The sequence below is a fragment of the Streptomyces tremellae genome (genome assembly GCF_039540215.1).
GTDB lineage: Bacteria > Actinomycetota > Actinomycetes > Streptomycetales > Streptomycetaceae > Streptomyces > Streptomyces tremellae.
The window spans coordinates 13,488-38,985 of the sequence record NZ_BAABEP010000057.1 but is presented as its reverse complement, the minus strand read 5'-3'; the positions used below and the strand labels follow the sequence as shown (position 1 = coordinate 38,985).

28 protein-coding genes and 1 pseudogene are annotated in these 25,498 nt (G+C 73.4%); 9 read left to right on the top strand and 20 right to left on the bottom strand.

The genetic code is table 11. The features are described 5' to 3' along the window. Window positions 1–234: 234 nt before the first annotated feature. A complete protein-coding gene (tsf, locus tag ABEA77_RS27660; RefSeq protein WP_345653206.1) occupies window positions 235–1,077 on the bottom strand; it encodes a translation elongation factor Ts in 843 nt (280 codons plus the stop codon). Window positions 1,078–1,159: 82 nt separating this feature from the next. Beyond that, window positions 1,160–2,110 carry a 30S ribosomal protein S2 gene (rpsB, locus tag ABEA77_RS27655; RefSeq protein ID WP_345653204.1) on the bottom strand — a complete coding sequence of 317 codons (951 nt, stop codon included), beginning with the start codon at window positions 2,108–2,110 and terminating at the stop codon, window positions 1,160–1,162. A 274-nt stretch (window positions 2,111–2,384) separates the two neighbouring features. Between rpsB and ABEA77_RS27650 the strand changes: the two genes are divergently transcribed. Next, window positions 2,385–3,005 carry a murein hydrolase activator EnvC family protein gene (locus ABEA77_RS27650; RefSeq protein WP_345653202.1) on the top strand — a complete coding sequence of 207 codons (621 nt, stop codon included), beginning with the start codon at window positions 2,385–2,387 and terminating at the stop codon, window positions 3,003–3,005. Here the strand turns inward: ABEA77_RS27650 and ABEA77_RS27645 are convergent. The 18 genes and pseudogenes from ABEA77_RS27645 to proS form a co-directional block, all read right to left on the bottom strand. After that, window positions 2,989–3,552 carry a TetR/AcrR family transcriptional regulator gene (locus ABEA77_RS27645; protein WP_345653215.1) on the bottom strand — a complete coding sequence of 188 codons (564 nt, stop codon included), beginning with the start codon at window positions 3,550–3,552 and terminating at the stop codon, window positions 2,989–2,991. The two genes, ABEA77_RS27650 and ABEA77_RS27645, sit on opposite strands and share 17 nt — an antisense overlap. A 33-nt stretch (window positions 3,553–3,585) precedes the next feature. Beyond that, complete coding sequence (whiG, locus tag ABEA77_RS27640; RefSeq protein ID WP_345653200.1) at window positions 3,586–4,422, bottom strand: RNA polymerase sigma factor WhiG; 837 nt, start codon at window positions 4,420–4,422, stop codon at window positions 3,586–3,588. Between the two features lie 169 nt (window positions 4,423–4,591). Then, window positions 4,592–5,761 (bottom strand): DNA-processing protein DprA, encoded by a 1,170-nt coding sequence (dprA, locus tag ABEA77_RS27635; protein WP_345653197.1) that lies wholly within the window; start codon window positions 5,759–5,761, stop codon window positions 4,592–4,594. Continuing rightward, window positions 5,758–7,395, bottom strand: coding sequence for a YifB family Mg chelatase-like AAA ATPase (locus ABEA77_RS27630; RefSeq protein WP_345653194.1), 1,638 nt, complete (start codon window positions 7,393–7,395; stop codon window positions 5,758–5,760). The genes dprA and ABEA77_RS27630 overlap by 4 nt, the downstream gene beginning before the upstream one ends. Further along, complete coding sequence (locus ABEA77_RS27625; RefSeq protein WP_345653191.1) at window positions 7,396–7,758, bottom strand: YraN family protein; 363 nt, start codon at window positions 7,756–7,758, stop codon at window positions 7,396–7,398. 162 nt (window positions 7,759–7,920) lie between these two features. After that, window positions 7,921–8,232: a DUF2469 domain-containing protein gene (locus tag ABEA77_RS27620; RefSeq protein ID WP_225013617.1), complete on the bottom strand. Its 312-nt coding sequence runs from the start codon at window positions 8,230–8,232 to the stop codon at window positions 7,921–7,923. Window positions 8,233–8,242: 10 nt separating this feature from the next. After that, a complete protein-coding gene (locus tag ABEA77_RS27615) occupies window positions 8,243–8,743 on the bottom strand; it encodes an NUDIX hydrolase (protein WP_425588404.1) in 501 nt (166 codons plus the stop codon). Window positions 8,744–8,762: 19 nt separating this feature from the next. Then, window positions 8,763–9,518: a signal peptidase I gene (gene lepB, locus ABEA77_RS27610; RefSeq protein ID WP_345653185.1), complete on the bottom strand. Its 756-nt coding sequence runs from the start codon at window positions 9,516–9,518 to the stop codon at window positions 8,763–8,765. 56 nt (window positions 9,519–9,574) lie between these two features. Further along, window positions 9,575–10,504: a signal peptidase I gene (gene lepB, locus ABEA77_RS27605; protein ID WP_345653212.1), complete on the bottom strand. Its 930-nt coding sequence runs from the start codon at window positions 10,502–10,504 to the stop codon at window positions 9,575–9,577. After that, a pseudogene (gene lepB / locus ABEA77_RS27600) lies at window positions 10,398–11,517 on the bottom strand (signal peptidase I). Before lepB (ABEA77_RS27600) ends, lepB (ABEA77_RS27605) begins: the two are co-directional and overlap by 107 nt. Next, window positions 11,510–12,322 carry a signal peptidase I gene (lepB, locus tag ABEA77_RS27595; RefSeq protein ID WP_345653182.1) on the bottom strand — a complete coding sequence of 271 codons (813 nt, stop codon included), beginning with the start codon at window positions 12,320–12,322 and terminating at the stop codon, window positions 11,510–11,512. The pseudogene lepB (ABEA77_RS27600) and the gene lepB (ABEA77_RS27595) overlap by 8 nt, the downstream one beginning before the upstream one ends. Window positions 12,323–12,362: 40 nt before the next feature. Next, on the bottom strand, window positions 12,363–12,713 hold the full coding sequence (gene rplS / locus ABEA77_RS27590) for a 50S ribosomal protein L19 (RefSeq protein ID WP_225013609.1): 351 nt from the start codon (window positions 12,711–12,713) through the stop codon (window positions 12,363–12,365). A 129-nt stretch (window positions 12,714–12,842) separates the two neighbouring features. After that, window positions 12,843–13,664, bottom strand: a complete 822-nt coding sequence (trmD, locus tag ABEA77_RS27585) for a tRNA (guanosine(37)-N1)-methyltransferase TrmD (RefSeq protein WP_345653179.1) — start codon at window positions 13,662–13,664, stop codon at window positions 12,843–12,845. Then, entirely contained in the window at window positions 13,661–14,305 is a 645-nt protein-coding gene (rimM, locus tag ABEA77_RS27580; protein WP_345653176.1) for a ribosome maturation factor RimM, read from the bottom strand. Before rimM ends, trmD begins: the two co-directional genes overlap by 4 nt. A gap of 78 nt (window positions 14,306–14,383) precedes the next feature. Next, window positions 14,384–14,623 carry an RNA-binding protein gene (locus ABEA77_RS27575; protein WP_345653173.1) on the bottom strand — a complete coding sequence of 80 codons (240 nt, stop codon included), beginning with the start codon at window positions 14,621–14,623 and terminating at the stop codon, window positions 14,384–14,386. Between the two features lie 2 nt (window positions 14,624–14,625). Beyond that, window positions 14,626–15,066: a 30S ribosomal protein S16 gene (gene rpsP / locus ABEA77_RS27570; RefSeq protein WP_345653170.1), complete on the bottom strand. Its 441-nt coding sequence runs from the start codon at window positions 15,064–15,066 to the stop codon at window positions 14,626–14,628. A 260-nt stretch (window positions 15,067–15,326) separates the two neighbouring features. Continuing rightward, window positions 15,327–15,935, bottom strand: coding sequence for a hypothetical protein (locus ABEA77_RS27565; RefSeq protein WP_345653168.1), 609 nt, complete (start codon window positions 15,933–15,935; stop codon window positions 15,327–15,329). 285 nt (window positions 15,936–16,220) lie between these two features. After that, window positions 16,221–17,633: a proline--tRNA ligase gene (gene proS, locus ABEA77_RS27560; protein WP_345653165.1), complete on the bottom strand. Its 1,413-nt coding sequence runs from the start codon at window positions 17,631–17,633 to the stop codon at window positions 16,221–16,223. Between the two features lie 209 nt (window positions 17,634–17,842). Here proS and ABEA77_RS27555 point away from each other — a divergent pair, with 209 nt between their 5' ends. The 8 genes from ABEA77_RS27555 (at window position 17,843) to ABEA77_RS27520 (ending at window position 25,489) form a co-directional block, all read left to right on the top strand. Beyond that, window positions 17,843–18,700 carry a class I SAM-dependent methyltransferase gene (locus ABEA77_RS27555; RefSeq protein WP_345653162.1) on the top strand — a complete coding sequence of 286 codons (858 nt, stop codon included), beginning with the start codon at window positions 17,843–17,845 and terminating at the stop codon, window positions 18,698–18,700. Between the two features lie 89 nt (window positions 18,701–18,789). Next, entirely contained in the window at window positions 18,790–19,728 is a 939-nt protein-coding gene (yhfZ, locus tag ABEA77_RS27550) for a GntR family transcriptional regulator YhfZ (RefSeq protein ID WP_345653160.1), read from the top strand. Window positions 19,729–19,867: 139 nt separating this feature from the next. Further along, the gene (locus ABEA77_RS27545; protein ID WP_345653158.1) at window positions 19,868–20,242 is read left to right on the top strand and encodes a PRD domain-containing protein; all 375 of its coding nucleotides are present in this window, start codon (window positions 19,868–19,870) and stop codon (window positions 20,240–20,242) included. A 62-nt stretch (window positions 20,243–20,304) separates the two neighbouring features. Continuing rightward, window positions 20,305–20,661: a DUF2620 domain-containing protein gene (locus ABEA77_RS27540; RefSeq protein ID WP_345653156.1), complete on the top strand. Its 357-nt coding sequence runs from the start codon at window positions 20,305–20,307 to the stop codon at window positions 20,659–20,661. A 38-nt stretch (window positions 20,662–20,699) separates the two neighbouring features. After that, entirely contained in the window at window positions 20,700–22,148 is a 1,449-nt protein-coding gene (locus tag ABEA77_RS27535) for a YhfT family protein (RefSeq protein WP_345653154.1), read from the top strand. A gap of 59 nt (window positions 22,149–22,207) precedes the next feature. Then, complete coding sequence (locus tag ABEA77_RS27530) at window positions 22,208–23,164, top strand: phosphotriesterase family protein (RefSeq protein WP_345653151.1); 957 nt, start codon at window positions 22,208–22,210, stop codon at window positions 23,162–23,164. Window position 23,165: 1 nt separating this feature from the next. Then, window positions 23,166–24,323, top strand: coding sequence for an aminotransferase class V-fold PLP-dependent enzyme (locus ABEA77_RS27525; protein ID WP_345653149.1), 1,158 nt, complete (start codon window positions 23,166–23,168; stop codon window positions 24,321–24,323). Between the two features lie 2 nt (window positions 24,324–24,325). Next, window positions 24,326–25,489 (top strand): alanine racemase, encoded by a 1,164-nt coding sequence (locus ABEA77_RS27520; RefSeq protein ID WP_345653146.1) that lies wholly within the window; start codon window positions 24,326–24,328, stop codon window positions 25,487–25,489. Window positions 25,490–25,498: the final 9 nt, after the last annotated feature.

Below are 25,498 nucleotides of genomic sequence, written 5' to 3'. Positions count from 1 at the left end.
CACCTCCGCCCCACCGGTCACGCATGCGGCTTGACACGATCATTGAGATTCTCCTCGTACACGTACGACGAAGGCCATTGCCGGTGGGTCGGGGTGTCGTCCCTCGCGGCAATGGCCTCCTCGTCGGATCTGCGGTCGTCCGGCGGGTACGCGGCCGACGACTGCATCAGACCCTAGCGGGGTCCGTCGTCCTCCGTGTACGGCTGGGTCGGCGCGCTCGCGCCGACGCCGGGGTCAGGCGCCGACGCGGATGCGCGCGAAGCGCTTCAGCGTGACACCGGCCTCGTCCAGGACCTTCTTCACGGACTTCTTGTTGTCCTTCGCGAACGGCTGGTCGAGGAGGGTGACCTCCTTGAAGAAGCCGTTGACCCGACCCTCGACGATCTTCGGGAGGGCGGCCTCGGGCTTGCCCTCCTCGCGCGAGGTGGCCTCGGCGACGCGGCGCTCGTTCTCCACGACGTCGGCGGGGACGTCCTCGCGGGTGAGGTACTTCGGCGCGAACGCGGCGATGTGCTGCGCGACGTCCTTGGCGACCTCGGCGTTCTCCTTGTCCAGCTCGACCAGGACGCCGACCTGCGGCGGGAGGTCGGGCATGGTGCGGTGCATGTACGCGGCGACGAAGCCGCCGTCCGCGGGGAACTGCGCGAAGCGGTCGAGGACGATCTTCTCGCCGAGGTTGGCGTTGGCCTCGTCCACGTACGCCTGGACGGTCTTGCCGGCCTCGATCTCGGAGCCGAGCAGGGCCTGGATGTCGGCGGGCTGCGTCGTGGCGACGTGCTCGGCGAGCGCCTGGGCGACGGACTGGAACTTCTCGCCCTTGGCGACGAAGTCCGTCTCGCACTTCAGCTCCAGCAGGACGCCGGAGGCGCGGTCCTCGGCGATGAGGGAGACCACGGCGCCGTTCTCGGCGTTGCGGCCCTCACGCTTGGCGACACCCTTCTGACCCTTGACGCGGAGCAGCTCGACGGCCTTGTCGACGTTGCCCTCGGCCTCGTCGAGCGCCTTCTTGCAGTCCATCATGCCGGCGCCGGTCAGCTCGCGGAGCTTCTTGACGTCGGCGGCGGTGTAGTTCGCCATCTCTAGTTTCTCTCTTGAAGTCGAAGATCTACGGGTGGACGGCGGGGGCCGATGGCCCCCGCCGTCGCTGCGAACCCTGGGATCAGGCCTGCTCGGCGGCGGCTTCCGGCGCGGCCGGGTCGGCCGGGGTCTCGGCCTGCTGCTCGGCGTCGGCGACCTTGGCCGTCTCGGCGGAGGTCTGCACCTCGGCGCCCTCGGCGGCACTCTCGGCGGGGGCGGCGGCGCCCTCGGCGGGGGCCTCGGCGGGGGCCTCGTCCTTCTTCTCCAGAAGGTTGCGCTCCCACTCGGCGAGCGGCTCGCCCGCGGCCTTCTCGCCCGGCTTCTGGTCGCCGGTCGCGACGCCGGAGCGGGCGATGAGGCCCTCGGCGACGGCGTCGGCGATCACGCGGGTGAGCAGGGTGACGGAGCGGATCGCGTCGTCGTTGCCCGGGATCTTGTAGTCGACCTCGTCGGGGTCGCAGTTAGTGTCGAGGATCGCGACGACCGGGATGTGGAGCTTGCGCGCCTCACCGACGGCGATGTGCTCCTTCTTGGTGTCGACGATCCAGACGGCGCTCGGCACCTTCTGCATCTCGCGGATGCCGCCGAGGGTCTTCTCCAGCTTGGCCTTCTCGCGCGAGAGGACCAGGAGCTCCTTCTTGGTGAGGCCGGAGGCGGCCACGTCCTCGAAGTCGATCTGCTCCAGCTCCTTGAGGCGCTGGAGGCGCTTGTAGACGGTGGAGAAGTTGGTCAGCATGCCGCCGAGCCAGCGCTGGTTGACGTAGGGCATGCCCACGCGCGTCGCCTGCTCGGCGATCGCCTCCTGCGCCTGCTTCTTGGTGCCGACGAACATGATGGAACCGCCGTGCGCGACGGTCTCCTTGACGAACTCGTAGGCGCGGTCGATGTACGACAGCGACTGGAGCAGGTCGATGATGTAGATGCCGTTGCGCTCGGTGAAGATGAAGCGCTTCATCTTCGGGTTCCAGCGACGGGTCTGGTGACCGAAGTGGACGCCGCTCTCCAGCAGCTCCCGCATCGTGACGACGGCCATGGCCGCACTCCTAGGTACTCGGTTGTCGCGGCCGCCGGACGGCGGTCGCGCCTGACGCCCTGCGCGCCGTGCCGCAAAGGACCGAGAGGCGCTGGCACCGGTAGCTGATCGCCGGTGCCGGGGCGTGCGAAGTCGACCCGGTGACCCGGGCCGCACAGGAATTGTACGGGACCCTCGCACCCCCAGGTGACGGCGTTGTCCACAACCACCGAGTTGTCCACAGATGCCGTTCATGATCCCCGCGTGGGGGCCCGCGGCGGGGACAGTTCGGGGCATGGCAACTCTGCGTCTGCTGCTCTCCGCCGTGCTCCTGTGGGCCTGCGCCGCCCCGGCCGGAGCAGGTGCGCCCGCCGGGGCGGGTGCCACCGGGGCGCACGGCGCCCCCGTGGCGGGCCGTGCGCCCGCCACGCGCGTGCTGCCGCCGGCCGGGCCCGCCGCGGGGCCGCAGGGCGGCCGGTCCTGGCCGGTGGCGGCGCGCCCCGAGGTGGTCAGGGGCTGGCTGCCACCGCCCTCCGCCTACGGGCCCGGCCACCGGGGCGCGGACCTCGCGGCGCAGGCCGGGGACGCGGTGCTCGCGGTGGCCGGCGGGCGGGTGTCCTTCGCGGGGCGGGTGGCAGGGCGCGGCGTCCTGTCGATCGTCCTGACCGGCACGGGTGCCCCGCCGCTGCGCGTCACCTACGAGCCGGTGACGGCGCTGGTCGCGCGGGGCGACACGGTGCGGGCGGGCCAGGTGGTGGGGCGGCTGGCCGCGGGGCCCTTCCACTGCGCCGCCGGCTGTCTGCACCTCGGGCTGCTGCGCGGTGCCGCGTATCTGGACCCGTTGGCCCTGCTGCCCGCGCCGGGCCCCTCCCGCCTGCTGCCGCTGGGCCCTGGCCGCCTCAGGCGCAGCCCGTGACACCGCCGAGCGCCATGGCCACGGCGGCCTCGGCGATCTCCGCGGGCTCCTCGGCCGCGCCCAGCTCGATCCGGCGCACGGCGGCGTCCACGACGCCCTGGAGGAGCATGGCGGCCAGCCGGGGGCTGCGGTGGCCGAGGTCGCCGAGCGCGGCGACGACCATCGCGACGAGCCCGCCGTGGGCGGCGCGGATCTTCTCGCGGGCGCCGTCGTCCAGCTCGCTCGCGGAGATCGCGACGACGGCGCGGTGGCGCCGGTCCCCGACGAGCGTCAGCTGCGTGCGGACGTACGCCTCGATCCGCGCGGTGGGCGTCGGGGCGGCGGCCATCGCGGCGGACACCTCGGCCGCCCAGACGGGGAAGTCGACGGCGCACAGCTCCTCGACGACGGCCGCGCGCGAGCGGAAGTACTCGTAGACGGAAGACCTGGCGAGCCCCGTGCGCTCGGCGAGCGCGGGGAACGTCAGCGCCTCGGTGCCGCCTTCCGACAGCAGGGTGCGCGCGGCGTCGAGCAGGGCGTCGCGCTGCATGGTCCGGTGCTCGGCCACGGAGGCCGCTCGAATCCTGGGCACGGTCCCACTTTACAAATCTGCCAATTTGGCGCGCAGCTGGAGGACCGACTTCGTGTGGATCTGGCTGACCCTGCTCTCCGTGACGCCGAGGACGTTGCCGATCTCGGCCAGCGTCAGGCCCTCGTAGTAGTAGAGCGTCACGACGGTCTTCTCCCGGTCGGGCAGCGTGTTGATGGCGCGGGCGAGGAGCCTGCGCTGCTCGCGGTCCTCCGCGACCTCGACGGGGTCGTCGGCCGCGGTGTCCTCCAGGGTGTCCATGAGGCTGAGCCGGTCGCCCTCGCCGCCGACGTGCAGGAGCTCCTCGAGCGCGACCACGTTGGCGAGCGACAGCTGGCTGAAGACGGCGTGCAGCTCGTCGACGGCGATGCCCATCTCCGCGGCCACCTCGCTCTCCGAGGGGGTGCGCCGCAGCTTGGCCTCGAGGGTGGCGTAGGCGCGCTCGGCGGCGCGGGCCTTCTGCCGGACGGAGCGCGGGATCCAGTCCAGGGCGCGCAGTTCGTCGATCATGGCGCCGCGGATGCGGGTGATGGCGTACGTCTCGAACTTGATGGACCGCCCGATGTCGAACTTCTCGATGGCGTCGATCAGCCCGAACACCCCGGAGGAGACGAAGTCCGCCTGTTCCACATTGGGCGGCAGGCCGACGCTGACGCGTCCCGCGACGTACTTCACCAGCGGGGAGTAGTGCAGGATCAGCTGCTCGCGCAGCCGGTTGTCGCCCGTCGCCTTGTAGGTCCGCCACAGCTCGTCGAGCGACGAGGGCGCGGGCGGCCGGTCGGCGCTCCGGGCCTGTGGGGGCGCCGACCGGGCCGCTGTGCGGTCGGACCCGGAGGTGTGCTGGGGCATGCGGTGCCTTGAGCCGTTCTGCTGTGACGTGGGGATATACGGATGAGCGTAGCGTGATCGGCCGGTGGCGGTACGCGCATGGGTGCGGGGGCGGTGCCGCACCGGCCGGCCGTGCCGTCAGCGGGATATGGGGGTCATCCGCCTCACCCTGTCACCCGAATGCCCCAGGTCAAGTACCCTGCGACGGAGCCTCCCCCGTACCCCGCCGCGGCACGGCGGGACGCCATCTGTCGCTGTGTCGTTCGACAAACCCGAGCGAGTGAAGCTCGACCAGCCGGGCGAGGGCCGCGTCGGCCGTGGTTCCCGCGGCCCGCGCCACCTCGGCGACCCCCGCGCAGCCCCGCGCGGGCAACGCGTCGAGGACCCGCGCGCACTCCGCGCCGAGCAGGTCCCTCGGCAGCACGGGCCCCTTGCGCTCGGGGGCGAGCTCACCGACCGCGCCGACCAGTTCGATCACCTCGTCCGCGTCCGTGACCAGCACTCCCTCGCCGCGCAGCAGTTCGTGGACGCCCGCGGAGAGCGCACTCGTCGCGGGCCCCGGCACGCCCATCGCGTACCGGCCGAGGCGCCGGGCCCAGCGGGCCGTCGACAGCGAGCCGCTGCGGTAGGCGGCCTCGACCACGACGGTGCCGCGGGTGAGCGCGGCGATCACGCGGTTGCGCTGGATGAACCTGCTGCGGGTCGGGTGGTCGCCCGGCGGCAGTTCGCCGACGACGAGGCCCTGTTCGGCGATGCGTGCGATCAACTCGGCGTGACCGCGCGGATAGGCCGTGTCGACACCGCAGGCGAGCACGGCGGCGGTCGCCCCGCCCGCGGCGAGGGCGCCGCGGTGGGCCGCCGCGTCGACGCCGAAGGCGGCACCCGAGACGGTGACCCAGCCGCGGGCCGCGAGCCCGGCGCCGAGCGCCGCCGCCAGGTGGGCGCCGTAGGGCGTGCAGGCGCGCGCCCCGACCACGGCGACCGACCGCAGGGCCCACAGCCGGAGGTCGGGCGTGCCCCGCACCCACAGCCCGAGGGGCTGGGCGGCGCCGAGGTCCCCGAGCTGGCTCGGCCACTCGGCGTCGCCTGGGCAGACGAACCGGGCGCCGCCCGCCAGGGCCGCCGCGAGGTCCGCGTCGGGGTCGGCGGCCGCGGCGCGGGCCCGGTATCCGTCGAGCCGCCGGGGCCGGGCGCCGGTGAGCCGGGCGGCGGCCTCGTCCTCGTCACCGGTGAGCAGGGCGAGGAGACGGGGCGCGCCGAACCTGCCGAGCCAGCCGCCACCGGTCTCGTCGCCCGGCTCGAAGACCCGCGTCAGCGCCGCCCTGGCCCGCCGCTCTCCCGCCCCCGCCCCACCGGTCACGACACCCCCGCCGGCGCCACCGGCACTGGCAGTGGAGTCGGCGGGAGGGCGCCTCGGGGGATGCCGGTGCGTAGTTCCAGGGCGAGGGCCACGTCGCGTTCTCCGGGGCGGTCGCGGCCCGCGAGGTCGGCGACCGTCCAGGCGACCCTGAGGACGCGGTCGAGGCCGCGCGCGGTGAGCATGCCGCGCTCCAGGTCGCGCTCGGCGGCGGCGAGCGCGCCGGGGGCGAGGGGCCAGCGGGTGCGCAGCTCGTGTCCCGGCACCTCGCTGTTGAGCTGCCAGGACACGCCCGCGTACCGCTCGGCGGCGCGCCGTCTTGCCGCGAGGACCCGGGCTGCGACCAGCGCTGTCGGCTCGCCCCGGGTACCGTCGCCCAGCAGGTCGGCGCGCCGCACGGGCTGCACCTCGACCCGCAGGTCCACCCGGTCGAGCAGGGGCCCTGACAGCCGGGCCTGGTAGCGGCGCACAGCCGAGGGCGGGCACTCGCAGGCCGCCACGGGACCGCCGTGTCTGCCGCACGGGCAGGGGTTGGCGGCGAGCACCATCAGGAACCGCGCGGGCAGCCGCACCACCCCCGCGCTGCGCGCGACGACGACGTGCCCGGACTCCAGCGGCTGGCGCAGCGCGTCCAGGGCACGCCCGGCGAATTCCGGGGCCTCGTCCAGAAAGAGGACCCCTCGGTGGGCGAGGGAGACCGCGCCGGGCCTCGGCAGGCCGTTGCCGCCACCGACGAGCGCCTGCATCGTCGCCGAGTGGTGCGGGGCGCAGTAGGGCGCCGTGCGCACCAGGGGCTCGCCGGGCGGCAGGATGCCCGCGACGGAGTGCACGGCGGTCACCTCGAGCGCCTCCTGCCCCGTCAGCGGCGGCAGGATCCCGGGCAGCCGCTCGGCGAGCATGGTCTTGCCTGCGCCGGGCGGGCCGGAGAGCAGCAGGTGGTGCCCGCCTGCCGCGGCCACTTCGAGGGCGGCGCGGGCCGCGCCCTGCCCCGCGACGTCCGCCAGGTCGGGGCCCTCGGCGCCCGGCACGATGCCCGTGCCCGCCCCGGCGCCCGGCACGGCGAGGCCCGCGAGCATCGCGTCCGGCCTGCCGTCCCGCTCCTGGGCGGGTTCGTCGGGCACCGGCTCGTCGCCGAGGACCGCGATCAGCTGGCCGAGGCTGCGCACCCCGAGCACGGACACCCCGGGCACCAGCGCGGCCTCGCCCGCCGTCTGCTCGGGGACGACGACCTGCCGGTACCCCGCCTCCGCGGCGGCGAGCACCGCGGGCAGCACCCCGCGGACCGGCCTGACGCGCCCGTCGAGGCCCAGCTCGCCGATGAGCACCAGGTCCTCGATGGCGCGCGGGTCGATGCGCTCGGCGGCGCCGAGGACCGCGGCGGCCACGGCGAGGTCGAAACCGCTGCCGGACTTGGGCACGAAGGCCGGGCTGAGGCTCACCGTGAGCTTCTTCTGCGGCCACGGGACGCCGGTGTTGACCACGGCGGCCCGCACCCGGTCCTTGCTCTCCACCAGGCTCTTGTCCGGCAGTCCGACCAGGGTGAAGGCCGCGACCCCTGGCTCCAGGCCGGCCTGGACCTCCACCACCACGCCCTCGACGCCGGCCAGGGCGACGGAGCACGCGCGTGCGAACGCCATTCAGGCCACCCCCCGCACGTGCTCGACCTCGGGACTGCCGCGCCCCGGCAGCACCACCCCGACCAGATCGATGCGCACACCGCCGGGCGGCGGCCCCGACGACCGCTCGATCCAGCAGGCCGCGAGACGTCTGAGCCGGTCGGCCTTGACCGGCGTGATCGCCGCCATCGGGTGCTGGAAGCCGCCCGCCCTGCGGGTCTTCACCTCGCAGACCACGAGTGTGTCGGCGTCCATCGCCACGATGTCGATCTCGCCGGTCCTGCCGCACCGCCAGTTCCGCGCGAGCACGCGCATGCCCGCCGCGGTCAGCAGCCGGGCCGCGAGCCCCTCTCCGTACCGCCCCAGTGCCCCCGTCGCGTTCATCTCGGCACCACCTCCGGCACCGACTCTGGCGTACGGCGGGGAAACGAGTGGATCTTGGTCGGAGAACGGTGGAAAACCCTCCGGGCTGTGGACAACCCGGTCACCCGTCCGAGTGAGTCATGCGTGGGGCGGGAGAGGCGAGCGGCGGGGCCGGCCGTGCGGTCAGCCGGCGGGGAGCTCCAGGTCGTCGTTCTTGTTGAGCTCCTCGATGTTCACGTCCTTGAATGTCAGGACGCGCACCTGCTTGACGAACCTGGCCGGCCTGTACATGTCCCAGACCCAGGCATCCGCCATCGTGACTTCGAAGAAGACCTCGCCCTGGACCGAGTGCACCTGCATCTCGTAGTCATTGGTGAGGTAGAAACGGCGCTCGGTCTCGATCACGTATTTGAACAGGCCGACGACATCTCGGTACTCCCGGTAGAGCTTCAGCTCCATCTCGGTCTCGTACTTCTCGAGGTCCTCGGCGCTCATGGCATCCCCTTCAGCCGTTCGTCCCCCCATTGTGCTCCGGTGCGGGCCGCTGCCAGGCGGTTTCGGTACCGAGCATCAGCGGCGTACCGGGGGGACCCTCGTCGAGCAGCGTACGCAGCAGCCCGGCGAGCCTGGTCGGGTACACCGTCTCACGCGTCGCCTCCAGTTCCGCGCAGGTCCACCACCGCAGCCCAGCGACGCTGCGCCGCTCCAGCTCGGTCAGGCCCGCGGGCGCCGCCTCGGTCTGCTCCGTACGCCCGAGGAAGTACCACTCGTCCTGGTCCCAGCGCCGCCCGTCGAAGGGGAAGGAGCACCTGCGGCGCCACAGCACGGGGCCCAGGTCGATCCGTGTGATCCCCGTCTCCTCGGCGAGCTCGCGGCGTACGGCCTGCTCGTGGCTCTCGTCGCCCTCAAGGCCGCCGCCGGGGGTGAACCACCAGGTGAGCGCTGGATCGGCGGGCTCGTACCCATGGATCAGCAGGATGCGGTCGTCGGGGTCGAGCAGCACCATGCGGGCGACGTGCCGCGGCTCAGCGGACACCGGCCGGCTCCGCCGCGGGCGCGCTGCGGGCCCTGCCGCGCCGGTTGAGCAGCGGACCGAGGGCCGCGCCGACGAAGATCAGGACGGCTCCCGCGATCACGGCCCCCGCCATCAGCCGCAGCGGCCCCGGGGCGGAGACACCGCCCGGCAGGCCCGCGAACGCGGCGGGCCGCGCCACCGTACGGGCGGGCGGCCAGACGACCGCGTCGACCCGCCCCCGTACGTCCGAGCGCGGCACCGCGCCCTGCTCCCTGTCCTGGAGGTGGACGCGGGAGTCGAGCGAGGTGGCGCGGGCGTCGCCGAGCATGAACAGCTCGCCCGCCGGCACCTTCGCGGAGAAGTTCGCGCCCGCGGCGCGGTTCCCTGCGAGCGACTTGTCGGTGTACGGCTCATCGAGGGCGGTGCCGTTCACGGTCAGCCTGCCCTGCTTGTCGCAGCAGGCGACGGTGTCGCCGCCGACGCCGACGACCCGCTTGACCAGCGGCAGCTCGCCCCACTCCGCGTCCTTGAAGACGACCACGTCGCCCCGGCGCACGGCGCTGCCCGATATCCGCTGGGCGAGGACCTTGTCACCTGCGTCCACCGTGGGGGTCATGGAGCCGGTGGGCACGGTGTAGGGCTGGTACGCGACGGCGGCCCAGGCGAAGCCGCCGAGGAACAGCACACAGCCGACGGCCACGACCAGCCCCGACAGCGTGCTGCCGAGGCGGCCGCGGCCGCCCTTCGTCCGTCCTGCCCTGCTCATCCCGGCACGCCCCCGTTCGGAGTGTGGTCCCGGCCCTCGGGATTCCGGGAGGCACCCTACCCGGCGGTACCGGAGCCGGAGAGCCGCCTGCGGCGCCACAGGACCAGCGGCACGGCCCCCGCGAGGCCGGCCGCGCCGGGGGCCGCCGAGACGGCGGCCGCGCTGAGTCCTGACTGGTCAAAGGTGCCGGGGACACCGAGGACGTGCCAGCGGTTGACGGGCCAGGCGACCACGAAGGCGCGCCCCACGACGTCCTTTGTGGAGACGGTGCCGTTTCCGAGGAGGTTCTGGTGGTAGCGGGAGTCGCTGGAGTCCTGGCGGTGGTCGCCCATGACCCAGATGCGGCCCTGCGGGATCTTGATCGGGCCGAACGGCATGTCGTCGCACGGGGTGTTGCCCGGGTAGATGTAGCCGGACTCGCTCAGCGCGTGGCCGTTGACGACGACCGGGCCGCCCTTCTTGCAGGAGACGGTGTCGCCGCCCACGGCGATGACACGCTTGATCAGGTCCTTCTCCTCGGCGGACGGCATCAGGCCGATGAAGCTGAGGCCCTTCTGCACCACGTTCTGCTGGGGGGTGGGCTCGCCCTCGAGCCAGCCGCCCGGGTCGTGGAAGACGACGACCTCGCCGCGCTGCGGCTCGGAGCCGAACCACGGGGTCAGCTTGTCGACCAGGACCCTGTCGCCCCGCTGGAGGGTGTCCTGCATCGAGTCCGAGGGGATCGAGAACGCCTGCACGAGGAACGTCTTGATCACCAGCGCGAGTGCGAGGGCGATGACGATCAGCAGCGGCAGTTCCTTCCAGAAGGAGCGCTGCTGCCCCCGCTGCCGCTGCCTGCGCGACCTGCCGCCCCTGTGCGTCCGCTCGTCTTCCATCACTTCACCAGGCATTCCAGGCACTCCGTCGGTCAGGGCTTCGGGCGACTCGGCGAGCTGCTCGCGGCCCTCTTCCGGGCCCTCGTGTCCTGATCGTGCGCCGACCGCCACATCCCCCACATCCACTCCTTCACCTTGTGTGAATCCGTCGGGTCCGAATTCACTGCGTGTGACCCCGCCGGGCGCGGGCCCACTCCGTGCGGGCGTCCGCCCCGCTGCCGGGACAGGACCACCACTCCCATAACGAGCGGAAGTTCCACAGGGCTCGGGGGCGCGGGCAATCCGTCCGAGGCCCGACGAGCCACCCTAGGCGACCCGGACACGGCGGACGCCGCCGCGCCGCCGGGTCCCGGCACCGCCCCGAACGTCGCGGGGTCGTCGAGTCTGCGCCAGTGCCCGAGGGGCCAGGCGATCACCACGGCGCGGCCCACGACGTCGGAAAGGGGCACCGTGCCCTGGAATTCCTCGTCCATGTGGTAGCGCGAATCCGCGGAAAGGGCGCGGTGGTCGCCGAGGAAAAACAGCCGCCCCTCGGGCACTTTCACGTCGAACGAGATCGTCGACGGCGCGTTGCCCGGATAGAGATAGGGCTCGTCGAGGGCTTTTCCGTTGACGGTGACTTTGCCTTTCGCGTCACAACATTTGACGGTGTCGCCGCCGACGCCCACGACCCGCTTGATGAGGTCGCGGTCGTCCGCCGAGGGCAACAGGCCGATGAAGGTGAGGCCCTTCTTCAGCTGCCGCACGGCAGGCCCCGAGGTGTCGGGCGGCTGCCGCTCGCCGGCCAGCCAGTCACCCGGGTCCTTGAAGACGACGACGTCGCCGCGGTGCGGTCGCGACCCGAACCACGGGGTCAGCTTGTCGACGAGGACCCGGTCGCCGACGCGGATCGTGTCCTCCATCGAGCCCGAGGGAATCACGAACGCCTGGACGAGGAAGGTCTTCAGGACAAGCGCTATCACCACCGCGACCACGATCAGCAGCGGTATCTCCGTGACCGCGGAGCGCCGTCTGCGCCGCTTGACGCGCCGGGCCAGCCGCCTGCGCTCCGCCCTGCCCGGCAGGGCGGCACCCTCGGGACCGCTCCGCGGACCGTGGCCCGCCGGGCGGCCGCGCCTACCCATGCGCGCCGCCGGCCGCGGGTACCCGCGCGAACGGCGCCCGGCCACCGCGTACGGACGCCCAGTGGCTCAGCGGCCAGGCGATCCACCTGGCCCGGCCGATGACCCGGTCCACGGGCACCATGCCGCCGCCGGGGTCGCCGAGGTGGTCGCGGGAGTCCCGCGAGTCCGCGCGGTGGTCGCCGAGGACGAAGAGGGTGCCCTGGGGCACCACGAGGTCGAACCTGACGCTGGAGGGGGCGTCGCCCGGCATCACGTACGGCTCGCTCACGGCCCGCCCGTTCACCTCGATCCGGCCCCCCGCCGTGCAGCAGACGACCCGGTCGCCGCCCACGCCCACGACACGCTTGACGTAGTCGGTGTCCGAGGGGCCCGCGAGGCCCACGGCTGCGGCGGCGCCACGCACCAGGGAGGTGACGGGGTTGGCGGGCGGCGCCTCCTGGACGAAGGAGCCCGTGCCGTCGAACACCACCACGTCGCCGCGCCGCACCGTGCCGCCGAAACGGTACGCCAGCTTGTCGACGAGGACCCGGTCGCCGACGCGCAGGGTGGGCTCCATCGAGCCGCTCGGGATCAGGAACGGCTGCATCACGAAGTGGCTGACCAGCAGCGCGCACACCACGCACAGCACACCGGCGCCGAACACCCCGCGCCAGGAGAGCGGGCCGCGCGGGGCCGCACCCCCCTCCGGTTCCACGGCGCCCGGCTCCTCGGGCCCCCCGGGACGCACGGAGCGCGGCCCCTCGTCGCCGTCCCGTGGAGGGGCGGGCGAGGGGCCGCGCTCGGTGTCGTACGCGTCGCTGTCCATCGGGCCCTGAGCTTATCGGGCCCCGCTGTGGACCCGGCGGTCAGTTGTCGCGCTTCTCCTTGATCTTCGCGGCCTTGCCGCGCAGCTCACGGAGGTAGTACAGCTTCGCGCGGCGGACGTCGCCGCGGCTGACCAGCTCGATCTTCTCGAAGATCGGGCTGTGCACGGGGAAGGTACGCTCGACGCCGACCGAGAAGGACACCTTGCGGACCGTGAAGGTCTCGCGGACGCCCGAGCCCTGGCGGCGGATGACGACACCCTTGAACTGCTGGATGCGGGAGCGGTTGCCCTCGATCACGCGGACGTGGACGTTGACCGTGTCGCCGGGCCGGAAGGCGGGGAGGTCGGTCCGCAGCGACGCGGAGTCGACGGTGTCGAGCAGGCTGGACATGAGTTCTGCTTCCTCGCCGATGCCACAGGTCATCAGCGGAATGTCGTGAGACGGTGATGGGTGCCGCTCGCGTCGGACGGGCGTCGTTCCCCCTGTGGCAGGGGCGCCAGGCGGACGCACGGCAGCGGCTCATTCTTCCACGTCGGGCGGCCTGCGCCAAAATCGCCCGCCCGGCTCGGGTGCCCAGCCGAGGAGGGAGAGGGTCTCCCGGTCCTTCTTGTCGAGCGCGGCGGGGTCGCAGCGCTCGATCAGATCGGGCCGGTGGGCGGCGGTCCTGGCCAGCGCCTCGTCCCTGCGCCAGCGCGCGATCCTGCCGTGGTGGCCGCTGAGCAGCACCTCGGGCACGCCCCTGCCGCGCCACTCGGGGGGCTTGGTGAAGACGGGCCCCTCCAGCAGGTCGGCCATGGCGCCTGGCGCGAAGGAGTCGTCGCGGTGCGACTCTGCGTTGCCGAGCACGCCGGGCAGCAGCCGGGCGACCGCCTCGGTGATCACCAGGACCGCCGCCTCGCCGCCCGCGAGCACGTAGTCGCCGATGGAGACCTCGTACACCGGCATCCTGGTCGCGTACTCGGCGGTGACGCGGCCGTCGATGCCCTCGTACCTGGCCGGGGCGAAGACCAGCCAGGGGCGCTCGGACAGCTCCACGGCGAGCGTCTGCGTGAAGGGGCGCCCGCTGGGCGTGGGCACGACGAGGGCGGGCCCGTGCGCGCCCTGCTCGTACCCGTCGGCCAGGACCTGGTCCAGGGCGTCGCCCCACGGCCCGGTCTTCATGACCATGCCGGGGCCGCCGCCGTAGGGGGTGTCGTCGACGGTGTTGTGCCGGTCGCGGGCCCACTGCCGCAGGTCGTGCACCCGGACGTCGAGCAGCCCGCCCGCGCGCGCCTTGCCGACGAGGGAGACATGCAGCGGGTCGAGGTACTCGGGGAAGATCGTGACGACGTCGAGCCTCATCGGGGGCCGCCCCCGGGCCCGCCCGCGCCCGCCTCCGGACCGCCGCCCGTACCCTCCTTCGAGCCGCCCTCGGTCGCCTTCTCCGGGTTCTTTGCGCCCGCGTCCGCGCCGGGCGCGGCCGTCTCCGCCTGCGCGTCGTCCAGCAGACCGGGCGGCGGCTCGACGACGGCCCGCTGCTCCACGAGGTCGATCTCGGTGACGATCTCCTCGACGAAGGGAATCATCACCTCGCTGCCGTCGGGCCGCTCCACGATGAAGAGGTCCTGCGAGGGCAGGTGGGAGATCTCCGTGATCCGGCCGACCCCGGTTCCGTCCGCGAGGACCACGTCGAGGTCCATCAGCTGGTGGTCGTAGAACTCGTCCGGATCGTCGGGGAGCTCCTCCGGGTCGACCTCGGCGATCAGCAGGACGTTGCGCAGCGCCTCGGCGGCGCCGCGGTCCGCGACGCCCTCGAAGCGCAGCAGGAGCCGGCCGCTGTGCACCCGTCCTGTGGCGATGGTCAGGGGGCCGGCGGAGGCGGGGTCCGTGGCGAGCACCGCGCCGGGGCCGAGCCTCAGCTCGGGTTCGTCCGTCCGCACGTCGACGGTGACCTCGCCTCTGACCCCGTGGGCGCGGCCGACCCGGGCAACTACCAACTGCACTGCGTGTGCCTCTCCTGATGAAACGGCACGGGCCAGGGAGGGCTCAGCCTCCCCGGCCCGTGCCGGTGTTCCACTGCGTCAGCGAACCTGGTCCACGTCGACGAGGTCGACACGGATGCCCCGGCCGCCGATCGCCCCCACGACGGTGCGCAGCGCGCGTGCGGTGCGGCCGTTGCGGCCGATCACCTTGCCGAGGTCGTCGGGGTGGACGCGGACTTCGAGGACGCGGCCGCGGCGCAGGTTGCGCTCCGCGACGCTTACGTCGTCCGGGTTGTCGACGATGCCCTTCACGAGGTGCTCAAGAGCCTCCTCGAGCATCGTCAGCCCTCGGTCGACTCGGCGGCGGCCGAGGAGTCGGCGTCGTCGGCCTTCTTGTCGGCCTTCTTCGCCTTCTGCGTGATCGCCTCGCCCTTGGGCTCGTCGCCGGCCTCCTTGGCCGCGGCCTCGAAGAGACCACTGCGGTCGGCCTTCGGCTCGGGCTGCTTCAGCGGCTCGGGGGCGGGCAGGCCCTTGTGCGCCTGCCAGTCGCCGGTCAGCTTAAGGATGGCGAGGACCGGCTCGGTCGGCTGGGCGCCGACGGAGAGCCAGTAGCGCGCGCGGTCCGAGTTCACCTGGATGCGCGAGGGGTTCTCGATCGGGTGGTACAGGCCGATCTCCTCGATGGCCCGGCCGTCACGGCGGGTGCGGGAGTCGGCGACGACGATGCGGTAGTGAGGCGAACGGATCTTGCCCAGACGCTTCAGCTTGATCTTGACTGCCACGGGAGTGGTGTCTCCTGGTCTTGACGTGGTGGGGCACAACGGGATGCCACGTGGGGTTGTGGTACCCGATCTGCCCGATGGACGCGTCAGCCGGAGGAGAGAGGGGTCCTGTTCGACTGTCGAGTACAGCCATTCATTGTGCCACACGTACGGAGCAGGGCCGTACGCGCTCCCGCGGGGCCCTCGCCGCATGGCCGGGCGGCCGGTGGACCCGGCCGCCCGGCCCCGGACGAGGACCGGCGGGAGCACTGGCGCGGACGTCAGCCCGCGGCCGCGACGACGTCCTGCGCCTCGGTCTCCGGGATGCGGAACGGCTTGCCGCACCCGCCGCAGACGATCGGCGCCTGGGCGAGGACGGACGGCACGACGCGGACGTTGCGCCCGCAGTCGCAGACCGCCTTCACCCGCACGCCTCCGCCCGACGAGCCGTGCCGGGCGGCGGGCCCGCGGAAGCTGCGCTTGGTGTCGCCTGCCGTGGCGGCCAGATGGGCCTTGAGCGCCCGCTGGAGGCGCTCCGTCGTCGGGCGGTAGCGCCGCTTCGCCTCGGGGGTGAGCGCGACCAGCGAGAAGCCGCTGCTCGCGTGCGGCTCCTCGGGGTGGTCGAGGCCCATCTCCTCGGCGATCGCGAGGAATCGGCGGTTGTGGTAGCGGCCGGCGCGCGAGGTGTCCCGCACCCCTCGCGCGGCGGCGATGCCGTGGACCGCTTCGTGAAGCAGTCGCTCGAAGGAGAGCTCGGCGCCGCAGGCGGACGAGGACTCTCCGATCAGGGACTCTGGCGCGGCGAGATCCGGCAGCTCGGGGTGGTACCGCTGAATGTCGGCCCACGCCTGCGCCAGCTCTGCGGCGAGAACAGGTGGTGTCGTGCTCACGTCGTGTACAACGATCAGAATCGCCGCCGGGTTCCATTACGGGGCATCCCAATTAATTTGCCCGTACCCGTCAGTTGCCGTGGATGCACGCCGACGAGGGCAGGTGCGCCGAACTGTGGATAACTCTCACAGCTCACGCCAAGGCGGTACGTAGCGGCCGCTACGCAGCGGCGCGTAGTCGGCCTGCGCACCGCAGTGCCGTCGCCGCCGCCCGGCCCCCGGCCCCCGGCCCCCGGCCCCCGGACGCGGGGGCCGCCCTCGCGGTTCCCCGCGAGGGCGGCCGGCTCAGTAGGCGCGGGCGACCAGGGCGACCGTGCCGGGGGCGTCGTCGGAGTCCGGCACGGAGCCGTCCTCGCCGACGAGGCAGCGCACGGTGACGCCCTGCTCGGCGAGTTTGGCCTCGCCCTCCTCGCCGAGGTCGGCCCAGGGGATGCGCGCCCAGCCGGTCGCGGCGGCCTCGACCGCCTCGTCGATCGACGCCACGTCCGCGGTGCGCGCCTCGCGGCGCTCCCTGGACTCACGCAGCAGCTGCGCCTGGTCCTCCTCCAGGAGTCCGGGCAGCAGTCCCGGCAGCGCGTCGAGGGCGACGGGCTCCTTGCCGCCGGGGATGCGGCGGGCCAGCATCGCCGTGCCCGCCGCCACGTCGCGCGGGCCGATCTCGACGCGTACGGGCACGCCCTTGAGCTCCCAGTCGACGGCGCGGCGGCCGAAGGGGGTGTCGGTGCGGTCGTCGACCTGCACGCGCAGGCCCGCGTCCCTGAGCCGGGCACCGAGGGTGCGCGCGGCGTCGAGGACGGCGTCGTCCTCCTTGATGGCGAGGACGACGACCTGGGTGGGCGCGAGGCGCGGCGGGACCCGGAGGCCGTTGTCGTCGCCGTGCGACATGATCAGGCCGCCGACCATGCGGGTGGAGGCGCCCCAGGAGGTCTGCCAGACCAGCTCCTGGGTGCCCTCCCTGGAGAGGTACTGGGTGTGGAAGGCGCGGGCGAAGTTCTGGCCGAGCTCGTGCGAGGTGCCCATCTGGAGTGCCTTGCCGTCGCCCATCATGCCTTCGAGGGTGAGGGTGTTGACCGCGCCCGCGAAGCGCTCGCGGCGGGTCTTCCGGCCGAGCACCACGTCCACGGCGAGCATGTTGAACATGAAGTCGCCGTAGACGTTCCGGTGGATGTGCGCGGCGAAGTCGCGGGCGTCCTCGTAGGTGGCGTGGGCGGTGTGGCCCTCCTGCCAGAGGAACTCTGTGGTGCGCAGGAAGACGCGGGGGCGCAGCTCCCAGCGCACGACGTTGGCCCACTGGTTGATGAGCAGCGGGAGGTCCCGGTAGCTCTGCACCCACTTGGAGAAGTACTCGTTGATGATCGTCTCGGAGGTGGGCCGCACGACGACGGGCTCCTCCAGCTCCTTGCCGCCGCCGTGGGTGACGACGGCGAGTTCGGGGGCGAACCCCTCGACGTGCTCGGCCTCCCGCGTCAGGTACGACTGCGGGATGAAGAGGGGGAAGTACGCGTTGGAGACCCCGGCGTCCTTGATCCGGGCGTCCATCTCGGACTGCATGCGCTCCCAGAGGCCGTACCCGTACGGCCTAATCACCATGGTGCCGCGCACGGGGCCGTTGTCGGCCAGCTCGGCCTTGTTGATCAGGTCCTGGTACCAGCGGGGGAAGTCGTCCGCCCGCGGTGTGAGTACGGGTGCCTTTGCCATGGCGGGCATCGTACGGCGGTGGCGCGGCGAAGCCGCAATCGGCCCGGAGCCGGCCGGCGAACGCCGCGGACACGAACAGTTTACGTATCCCCCACTGGACGCGACCGCCGATGCGCAGTTCCCTGGCATACGGGGGGATGTGGGTGCGCACGCACACGGAGGATGCCCGGCAGGGCACGAGAGACCTCTCGGCGGATTGGGGCGCTTTCATGACACGCACGCTCGTCGACCACCACAGGCCGCAGCGGACCGGGGAGCGGGGTGCGCCCGCCGCCCCGGCGGCGGGCATCAGTCCGCGCGCCCGTGACTGGGCGGAGATCCAGGAGCGGATGCTGGTGCCGCTGTACGAGGCGGTCTACGAGCGGCTCGAAGTGCGCGAGGGGACGCGGCTGCTCGCCCTCGGCTGCGGCTCCGGGCTCTCGCTGCTGATGGCGGCGACGCTGGGCGCGCGGGTCACGGGGGTGGACTCGGACGAGGAGCTGCTCGCGCTCGCCGGGGAGCGGCTGCGCGCCGGGCGGAGCGAGGGGCGGCGGCTGCTGCCCGCCGACCGGCTGACGGAGGCGGAGGAGCCGGAGGCGGCGCCGTACGACGTGGTCACGGTCTTCCGCCCGGTGGGGTCGGTGGCCGGGGACACCCTGAGCCCGGTGCCGGCGCTGCGCGCGGCGCTGCCGATGGCGCGGCGGGGCGCCCCGGTGGTGCTGGCCGGCTGGGGGCCGCCCGAGCGGTGTGCGGCCTCCGGGGTGCTGGGGGTGGCGGGGCGGCTGACGGACCGGCTGCGCAAGGGGACGTGGCGGCCCGCGCACCGCGACGACCTGGAGGACGTGGCGGCGCGGGCCGGGCTGCGGCCCGACGGCTCGGGGCGGGTGGCCTGCCCGTTCGGGTACGCGGACCTGGCGAGCGCGGTGCGCGGGATGCTGTCGACCGGCGCGTTCGAGGGGGCGGTGCGGGCCACGGACCGGCGCCAGGTGGAGAAGGAGATAGCCGAGGCGCTCCATCCGCATCTGCGCAAGGACGGCACGGTGTGGCTGCCGAACGTGTTCCGGTACTTGATCGCCCGGGTCCCCTGACCTGCATGTTCGAACCGGTTTAAGCCCCATGTACCTATTCCGCCCGAATGACTCTTGCCAGTATCCGGGATTCTGGTTACTGTCGCCGTGTGACTGGACTTGACGAGCGTTTCCTGACGCGCAACGGCCTCGCCGCGCGGCAGCTCGCGGTTCTCCTGCTGAACCACGAGCCGGAGACACGGCTGCCCCGCGTGCGCGACTTCGCGCAGGAGCTCGGCGTGGGCAACGGCACGGTCCAGGCCGCCCTCCAACTGCTCGAACAGGCCCAGGCCATCGAGACGACGGCCCGGGGCCACCTGGGCACCTTCCTGGTCCGCTCGGACCGGTCCATACTCTGGCGGCTCTCCGGGCTCGGCACCCTGCTCGCCGCGATGCCGCTGCCGTACTCGCGGCGGTACGAGGGGCTCGCGACGGGGCTGCGTGCCGCCTTCGAGGCGGCGGGCGCGCCCTTCGCGATCACCTTCATGCGGGGCGCGGGAGCGCGCACGACCGCCCTGCTCGACGGCAAGGTCGACCTGGTGGTGCTCTCGCGCTTCGCGGCCGACCGGCTGGTCGAGGAGCACCCGGTGGAGCTGGTGGCCGACCTCGGGCCCGCCACCTACGTCGGGGCGCACGGCCTGCTGGTGCGCCACGGCCTCAACACGGACGTGCCGGGGCTCAGGGTCGCGGTGGACCACGCCTCGGAGGACCAGCGGATGCTGGCCGAGCTGGTGTTCGCGGGGCGCGCCGACGTCACCTGGGTGGAGGCGTCGTACATGCAGCTCGGCGAGGTGTTCCAGCACGACCTCGCCGACGCCACGGTGTGGAACCTGGACGAGGCGCTGGGCCGGCTCGGGCCGGGGGTCGACGTGCTCCCGCTGGGGGACGAGGTCACCCGCGACCTGGCCCTGCGGAATTCGAGCGCGGCGGTCATCGGCAGGACGGACGGCGCGGCGGCACTGGCGGCCGTGCGGGACACGCTGGACTTCGAGGCCGTCACCCAGTGTCAGAGCGAGGTGCTCCAGGGGGAGCGCACCCCCTGGTACTGACGGGCGCACGGCGTGTCCGCTCCGGCCGCGGCCGAGGTGCCGACTCAAAATACAGAATACGGGTTACTGAACAATCCCGGTGCGGCGCCCGACCGCCCGCCCACTGCGCGGAACCGGTCCGAAGGAGGAAGGACACACCATGGACGACCAGCTCGCCCTCCGTATCCAGCTGTTCCGCGAGAGCGGCCAGGTGCGCCCGGAGGTCGCCGCGTTCGTCACGGACGAGCTCGCGGCCCTCGCGGCCGGCGGGCACACCGTGACCGAGGACACGGCCGGCATGCTCACCAGCCACCTGATGATGGCCCTCACCCGCCTCCTCGACGGCGAGCCCATCGCCGCCTTCACCACCGACGAGCAGGTCGCCGCCGAACTCGCCGACCACCCGGAGGCGGTGGCGCGGGCCCGGGAGATCTCCGGCCGCGCCGAGCACGCGCTGGGGGCCGCCCTGCCCGAGTCCGAGATCAACTTCCTGGCGCTGCACCTGGCGGTGCTCGCCCAGCACTCCCCCGCCTGACCTCAGGCGGCGCCCGCTTCCCGGCCCGCACGGACCGGGCACGACCAGAGAAGGAACCAGCCATGACGAAGATCCTCACCGGCGGTGTCGGCAAGACCGAGGTCGCCAAGACCGTCTCCGACCTCGGACTCGACGGCATCACCATCACCGCGTCGAGCGACATGGACGCCGCGATGAAGCTGCGCGCCGGCCAGGCCGACTACTACCTGGGCACCTGCCACACCGGCGCCGGCGCCTCCCTCGGGGTGCTGCTCGGCCTCGTGGGCGCCGCCAAGTGCCACACGTTCGGCCGGTCCGTGCCGACCGAGGAGCAGATCAACGCGCTGCTCGCCGAGGGCAAGACCGTCTTCGGCTTCGCGATCGACCAGATCGACGTCATCGCCCCGCTCATGGCACGCGCCATCGCGGCGCGGGGCTGACCGCCCGAGACACGACAGGGCACTAAGGAGTGAGCCCCGTGAGCACAGTGCTAGCAGCCGGCACCCAGCTGGACTTCTCGCTGACCCAGAAACTGACCGTCATCGTGCTGGCAGCGCTGACCGCGCTCATCTCGCACATGGCGCTGGCCGTCTTCAACGACGGCACCCGCCCCTTCATGCTGGAGTTCATCCAGGGGCGCGCCACGCGCGCGGCGACGGCCGCGGTCGCGTTCGGGCTCTCGGCGGGCTTCATCTTCGGCCTGGGCGCGCCGATGGCGCTCTCGTCCGGGGTCCTCAACCCGTGGCTGCTGTTCCTGCCCACGGACATCCTCGGCATCCTGGCCGTCCGCAAGTGGCTCGCGGTGCTGCTCGGCGGCGCCTGGGGCGCGCTCGTGGTCTTCGGGCTCAACGGCGCCAACGACGTGGCGCACAAGCTCCCCGTGGACTTCCTGACCGCGATGCAGCAGATGTCCACGCCGATCCTGTTCCTGTTCACGCTGTTCCCGGTCATCGCGGTGGCCAAGCAGTTCGGCAGGCTGCGCGGCGGCATCACGGCCGTCGTGGAGCTGGCGTTCGTGATCCTCACGATGAAGCTGTGGCCGAGCGTGTTCGCCGGCTCGCTCGCGATGGCCGCCGGTGTGCTGATGCTCATCGGGTTCGCCGTACGCAAGGACCTGGTCCAGCGCGCGGCCGACCGGGCGGCCGAGGCGGAGGCGGCCGAGGCCGCGGCCCGCGAGGACCCGTCCGAAGGCTCCGGCGGCAGCGGCGGTGCGAGCGCGCCCGCGCCGGCCGGCGGCGGGGGCGTCGCCACCTCCACCGCGCCCGCCGAGGACGTCGGCCTCGAAGACCCCATGGCGTCCCTGTTCAGCGCGAGCGCCACCCGGCTGCGCCGGCACCTGCCGCTGTTCATGCTCCTCGGCGCGGGCGTCTGCCTCATCGCGCAGATGCACATATTCGGCGGCGGCGAGGCGACCAGCTTCCTGATCGCGAAGGGCCACATCGGCGAGGCGGCCCAGGTCGACTTCTACCGGGTGTTCGGCTTCATCCCGCTGATCGCGACGACGGCGCTGGCCTCCGGCACGTACGGCATCGCGGGCCTCACGCTGGTCTACCCGATCGGCTATCTGATGCCGAACCCGGTGCTGGCAGCCGTGGCGGGCGCCGTGGTGCTCGCCCTTGAGATCCTCGGCCTGTCCTCCATCGGCAAGGTCCTCGGCAAGCTCCCGAGCGTCCGCGACTCCTCTGAGCACCTGCGCAGCGCCATCACGGACACCCTGCAACTGGCGATCCTCTTCGGCTCGCTGCTCGCGGCCAACGTGATGGGCGGCGGGCTGGGCATCCTCGTCGTCGGCGGCCTCTACCTCATCAACGAGGCGATGGGCCGGCCCGTGGTGCGGATGGCGGCGGCCCCCGCCGCGGTGATCGTCGGCGGCATCCTCCTCAACGTCCTGTACTGGCTCGACCTGTTCACCCCGGTGAAGGGCTGAGGCACGCCCCGTCGCAGGGGCCGGGGCCCCGCGCCCCGGCCCGGAAAGGCACCCGCACCATGCAGCACCATCTGCGCACCGTCGCCGGGCCGCTGGCCGTGTCCCAGGTCAGGGGCCCCGTGCTCGCCCACGAGCACCTGGTCCTCGATCTCGACCGGGCGGGCGACCGGGCGGCCGTCCTCGACGCGTCGGCCCACGCGCCCGCCGTCACCGCCGAACTGTCCGCCCTGCGCGACGCGTTCGGCCTCAGTGCGGTGATCGAGCTGACCTGCCGCGGCATGGGGCGCGACCCGCGCGCCCTGGCCAGGATCTCGGCCGGGGCCGGCGTCGCCGTCGTCGCCGCGACCGGCTGGTACTACGAGCCCTTCCACCCCGCCGAGGTCGGCCCCACGGACCCGGGGCGGCTCACGGAGATCCTGCTCGGCGAGATCGAGCACGGACTCGAAGCGGACGGCGCCGCGACCGGCGTACGGCCCGGCGTCATCGGCGAGGTCGGCAGCCACGGCGACGTGCCGAGTCCCGCGGAGGCCCGCGTGCTGACCGCCTCGGCCCGCGCCGCCGCGGCGAGCGGGCTCTCGCTCGCCACCCACGCGCAGCTCGGCCACGGCGGCCCGGCGCAGCTGGAGATCCTCACCGCGGCGGGGCTGCCGCCGCACCGGATCTCGATCGGGCACCAGGACCTGCTCGACGACCCCGCCGTGCACCGCGCGCTGGCCGCCGAGGGCGCCTACGTCGCCTTCGACACCATCGGCAAGGAGAGCTACCAGAGCGACGCCACCCGGCTGCGGCTGCTGCTCGACCTGCTGGAGGCGGGCCACGCCGACCGGGCCCTGCTCAGCTGCGACATCTCACGCCACGGCTATCTGCAGTCGGAGGGCGGCCAGGGGTACGGACACCTGTTCAGGTCCTTCCTGCCGAAGGCGCGCGCGGCGGGCGTCGACGACGACCTCGTGGACCTCATCACCCGCCGCAACCCCCTGCGCTTCCTGACCGGCGCAGCCGTCGAGGAGATCTGACATGCCCCAGGGCACACCCCCCACACCCCCTTCTTCCGGGGCGCCCGCCGACGCGCCGGACGTGCGGCTGCCGCCGACGGCGCCGCTGCCGAGCGTGCCCGTCGAGGACGCCGTACGCACCCAGTTCAGGCTGCTCGAAAAGACCGCGGCGCACTTCGAGGGCCCGCAGCTGTTCGAGGCGGACACCGGCGTCGTGCCGGGCCTCGGCAGGCCGCGGACGACGGCCAGGGTCGAGGCGGTGCTCGCCGCCTTCCTCGGCGCCGAGGACGCGGCGCTCGTGCAGGGCGCGGGCACCGGCGCCATCCGGGCCGCGCTCCAGGCCGCCGTCTCCCCCGGCGAACCGCTGCTGATCCACCGGGCGCCGGTCTACCGCACCACAGCCGTCACCCTGCGGGGCCTCGGCGTGCGCACCGCCGAGGTGGACTTCAACGACCGCGCGGCGCTCGCCGACGCGCTCGCCGGCGGCCGGTTCCGCTGGGCGTACGTGCAGCACAGCCGCCAGCGCCTCACCGACTCCTACGACCCGGCCGAGGTGCTCGCCGCGTGCGCGGCCGCGGGCGTGCGCACGCTCGTCGACGACAACTACGCCGTGCTGCGCGTGCCCGCCTGCGGTGTCGAACTGGGCGCAGACGCCTCCTGCTTCTCGCTGTTCAAGCTGCACGGTCCGGAGGGCGTGGGCGCCGTCGTCGGCTCCCGCGACCTGGTGGAGCGCGTGCGCGCGGACAACTACTCGGGCGGCGGCCAGGTCCAGGGCCACCAGGCGCTCGACGCACTGCGGGCCCTCACCCACGTGCCCGTGCTGTGGGCCGTCCAGTCGCGGGTGGGCGCCGAGGTCGCCGAGCGGCTGGCCGCGGGGGAGGTGCCGGGCGTGCGGGACGTGCGCCTGGCCAACGTCCAGGACCGCTGCCTGATCGTGCTGCTCGACCGGCCGGTCGCCAGGGAGCTGCCCGCCGTCGCCGCCCGGCACGGCGCGGCGCCCTACCCCGTGGGCTCGAACTCGCGCTACGAGATCGCCCCGCTCGTCTACCGCATGTCCGGCTCGTCCCTCGACGACGCCCCCGAACTCGCCGACTGGGCCGTACGGATCAACCCGATGAGGGCCGGCGCGGACCTCGTGATCGAGATCCTCCGCCGCTCCCTGCACGACCTGAAGGGCTGACCGTGTTCCTCGACACCGTCCTCACCCGCAACGCCTCCCTCGTCGACACCGCGGCGGCCCTGCACCGCTCGGGCGCCGTGCCGCCCGACACGTACGTGCTGGACGCCGACGCCGTCGAGGCGAACGCCACGCTCCTCGCGGCCGAGGCCGACCGCCTCGGCCTCACCCTGTGGTTCGTCGTCAAGCAGATCGGCCGCAACCCCGAGCTGATCAGGGCCGTCTCGCGGCACATCCCGGAGTTCGCCGCGATCGACCCGGCGGAGGCCAGGCTGCTGCACGCGACCGGCGCCCGCGCGGGCAACCTCGGCCACCTGGTGCAGATCCCGCCGAGGGACCTGCCCGAGGTGCTGGCCTGGCGCCCCGAGGCCGTCACGGTCTTCGACCTCGCCAACGCGCGGGCCGTCTCGGACGCCGCCACCGCGCTCGGCACGGTCCAGGACGTCCTCGTACGGCTCGAAGGCGCGCCCGGCTCGGTCTACCCCGGCCAGGAGGGCGGGGTACCGCTCGACCGGCTCGACGCGTTCGCCGCGGAGGCCGAGCGGCTGCCCGGCATCCGGCTCGCGGGCGTCACCGCCTTCCCGTGCGTGCTGTGCGACCCGGCCACCGGGCTGCCCGCCCCCACGCCCACCTTCGAACTCGCCGTCAAGGCGAAGGCCCTGCTCGCGGCGCGCGGCCACCACGACGTGAAGCTGAGCGCGCCGAGCGCCACGTCCATGGCGACGCTGCCGCTGCTGGCCGAACTCGGCGCCACCCACGGCGAACCGGGCCACTCCCTCACCGGCACGACCCCGCTGCACGCGGCCGACCCGCACCAGCCGGAGCAGCCCGCCTACGTGTACGTCACGGAGGTCGCCCACACGCTGGCCGACGGCCGCCCCGCGCTGCACGGCGGCGGGTTCTACGCGCGCGCCGGCATCCGCGAGGCGCTGCTGCCGCGCAGCGGCACCCGGCTTGCCGTGCAGCCCTCGCCCGCCGAGAACATCGACTACTACCGGCTGCTCGACGCGCCCGCGCGGGCCGCAGACGCGCGCGTCGGCGACACCGCCGTGCTGGCCTTCCGCACCCAGATCTTCGTCACCCGCTCGACGGTCGCCGTCGTCTCCGGCCTGTCCGCGGGCGCGCCCCGGCTCACCGGCCTGTACGACGCGCGCGGCCGGGCACTGTAGCGGCCGGGA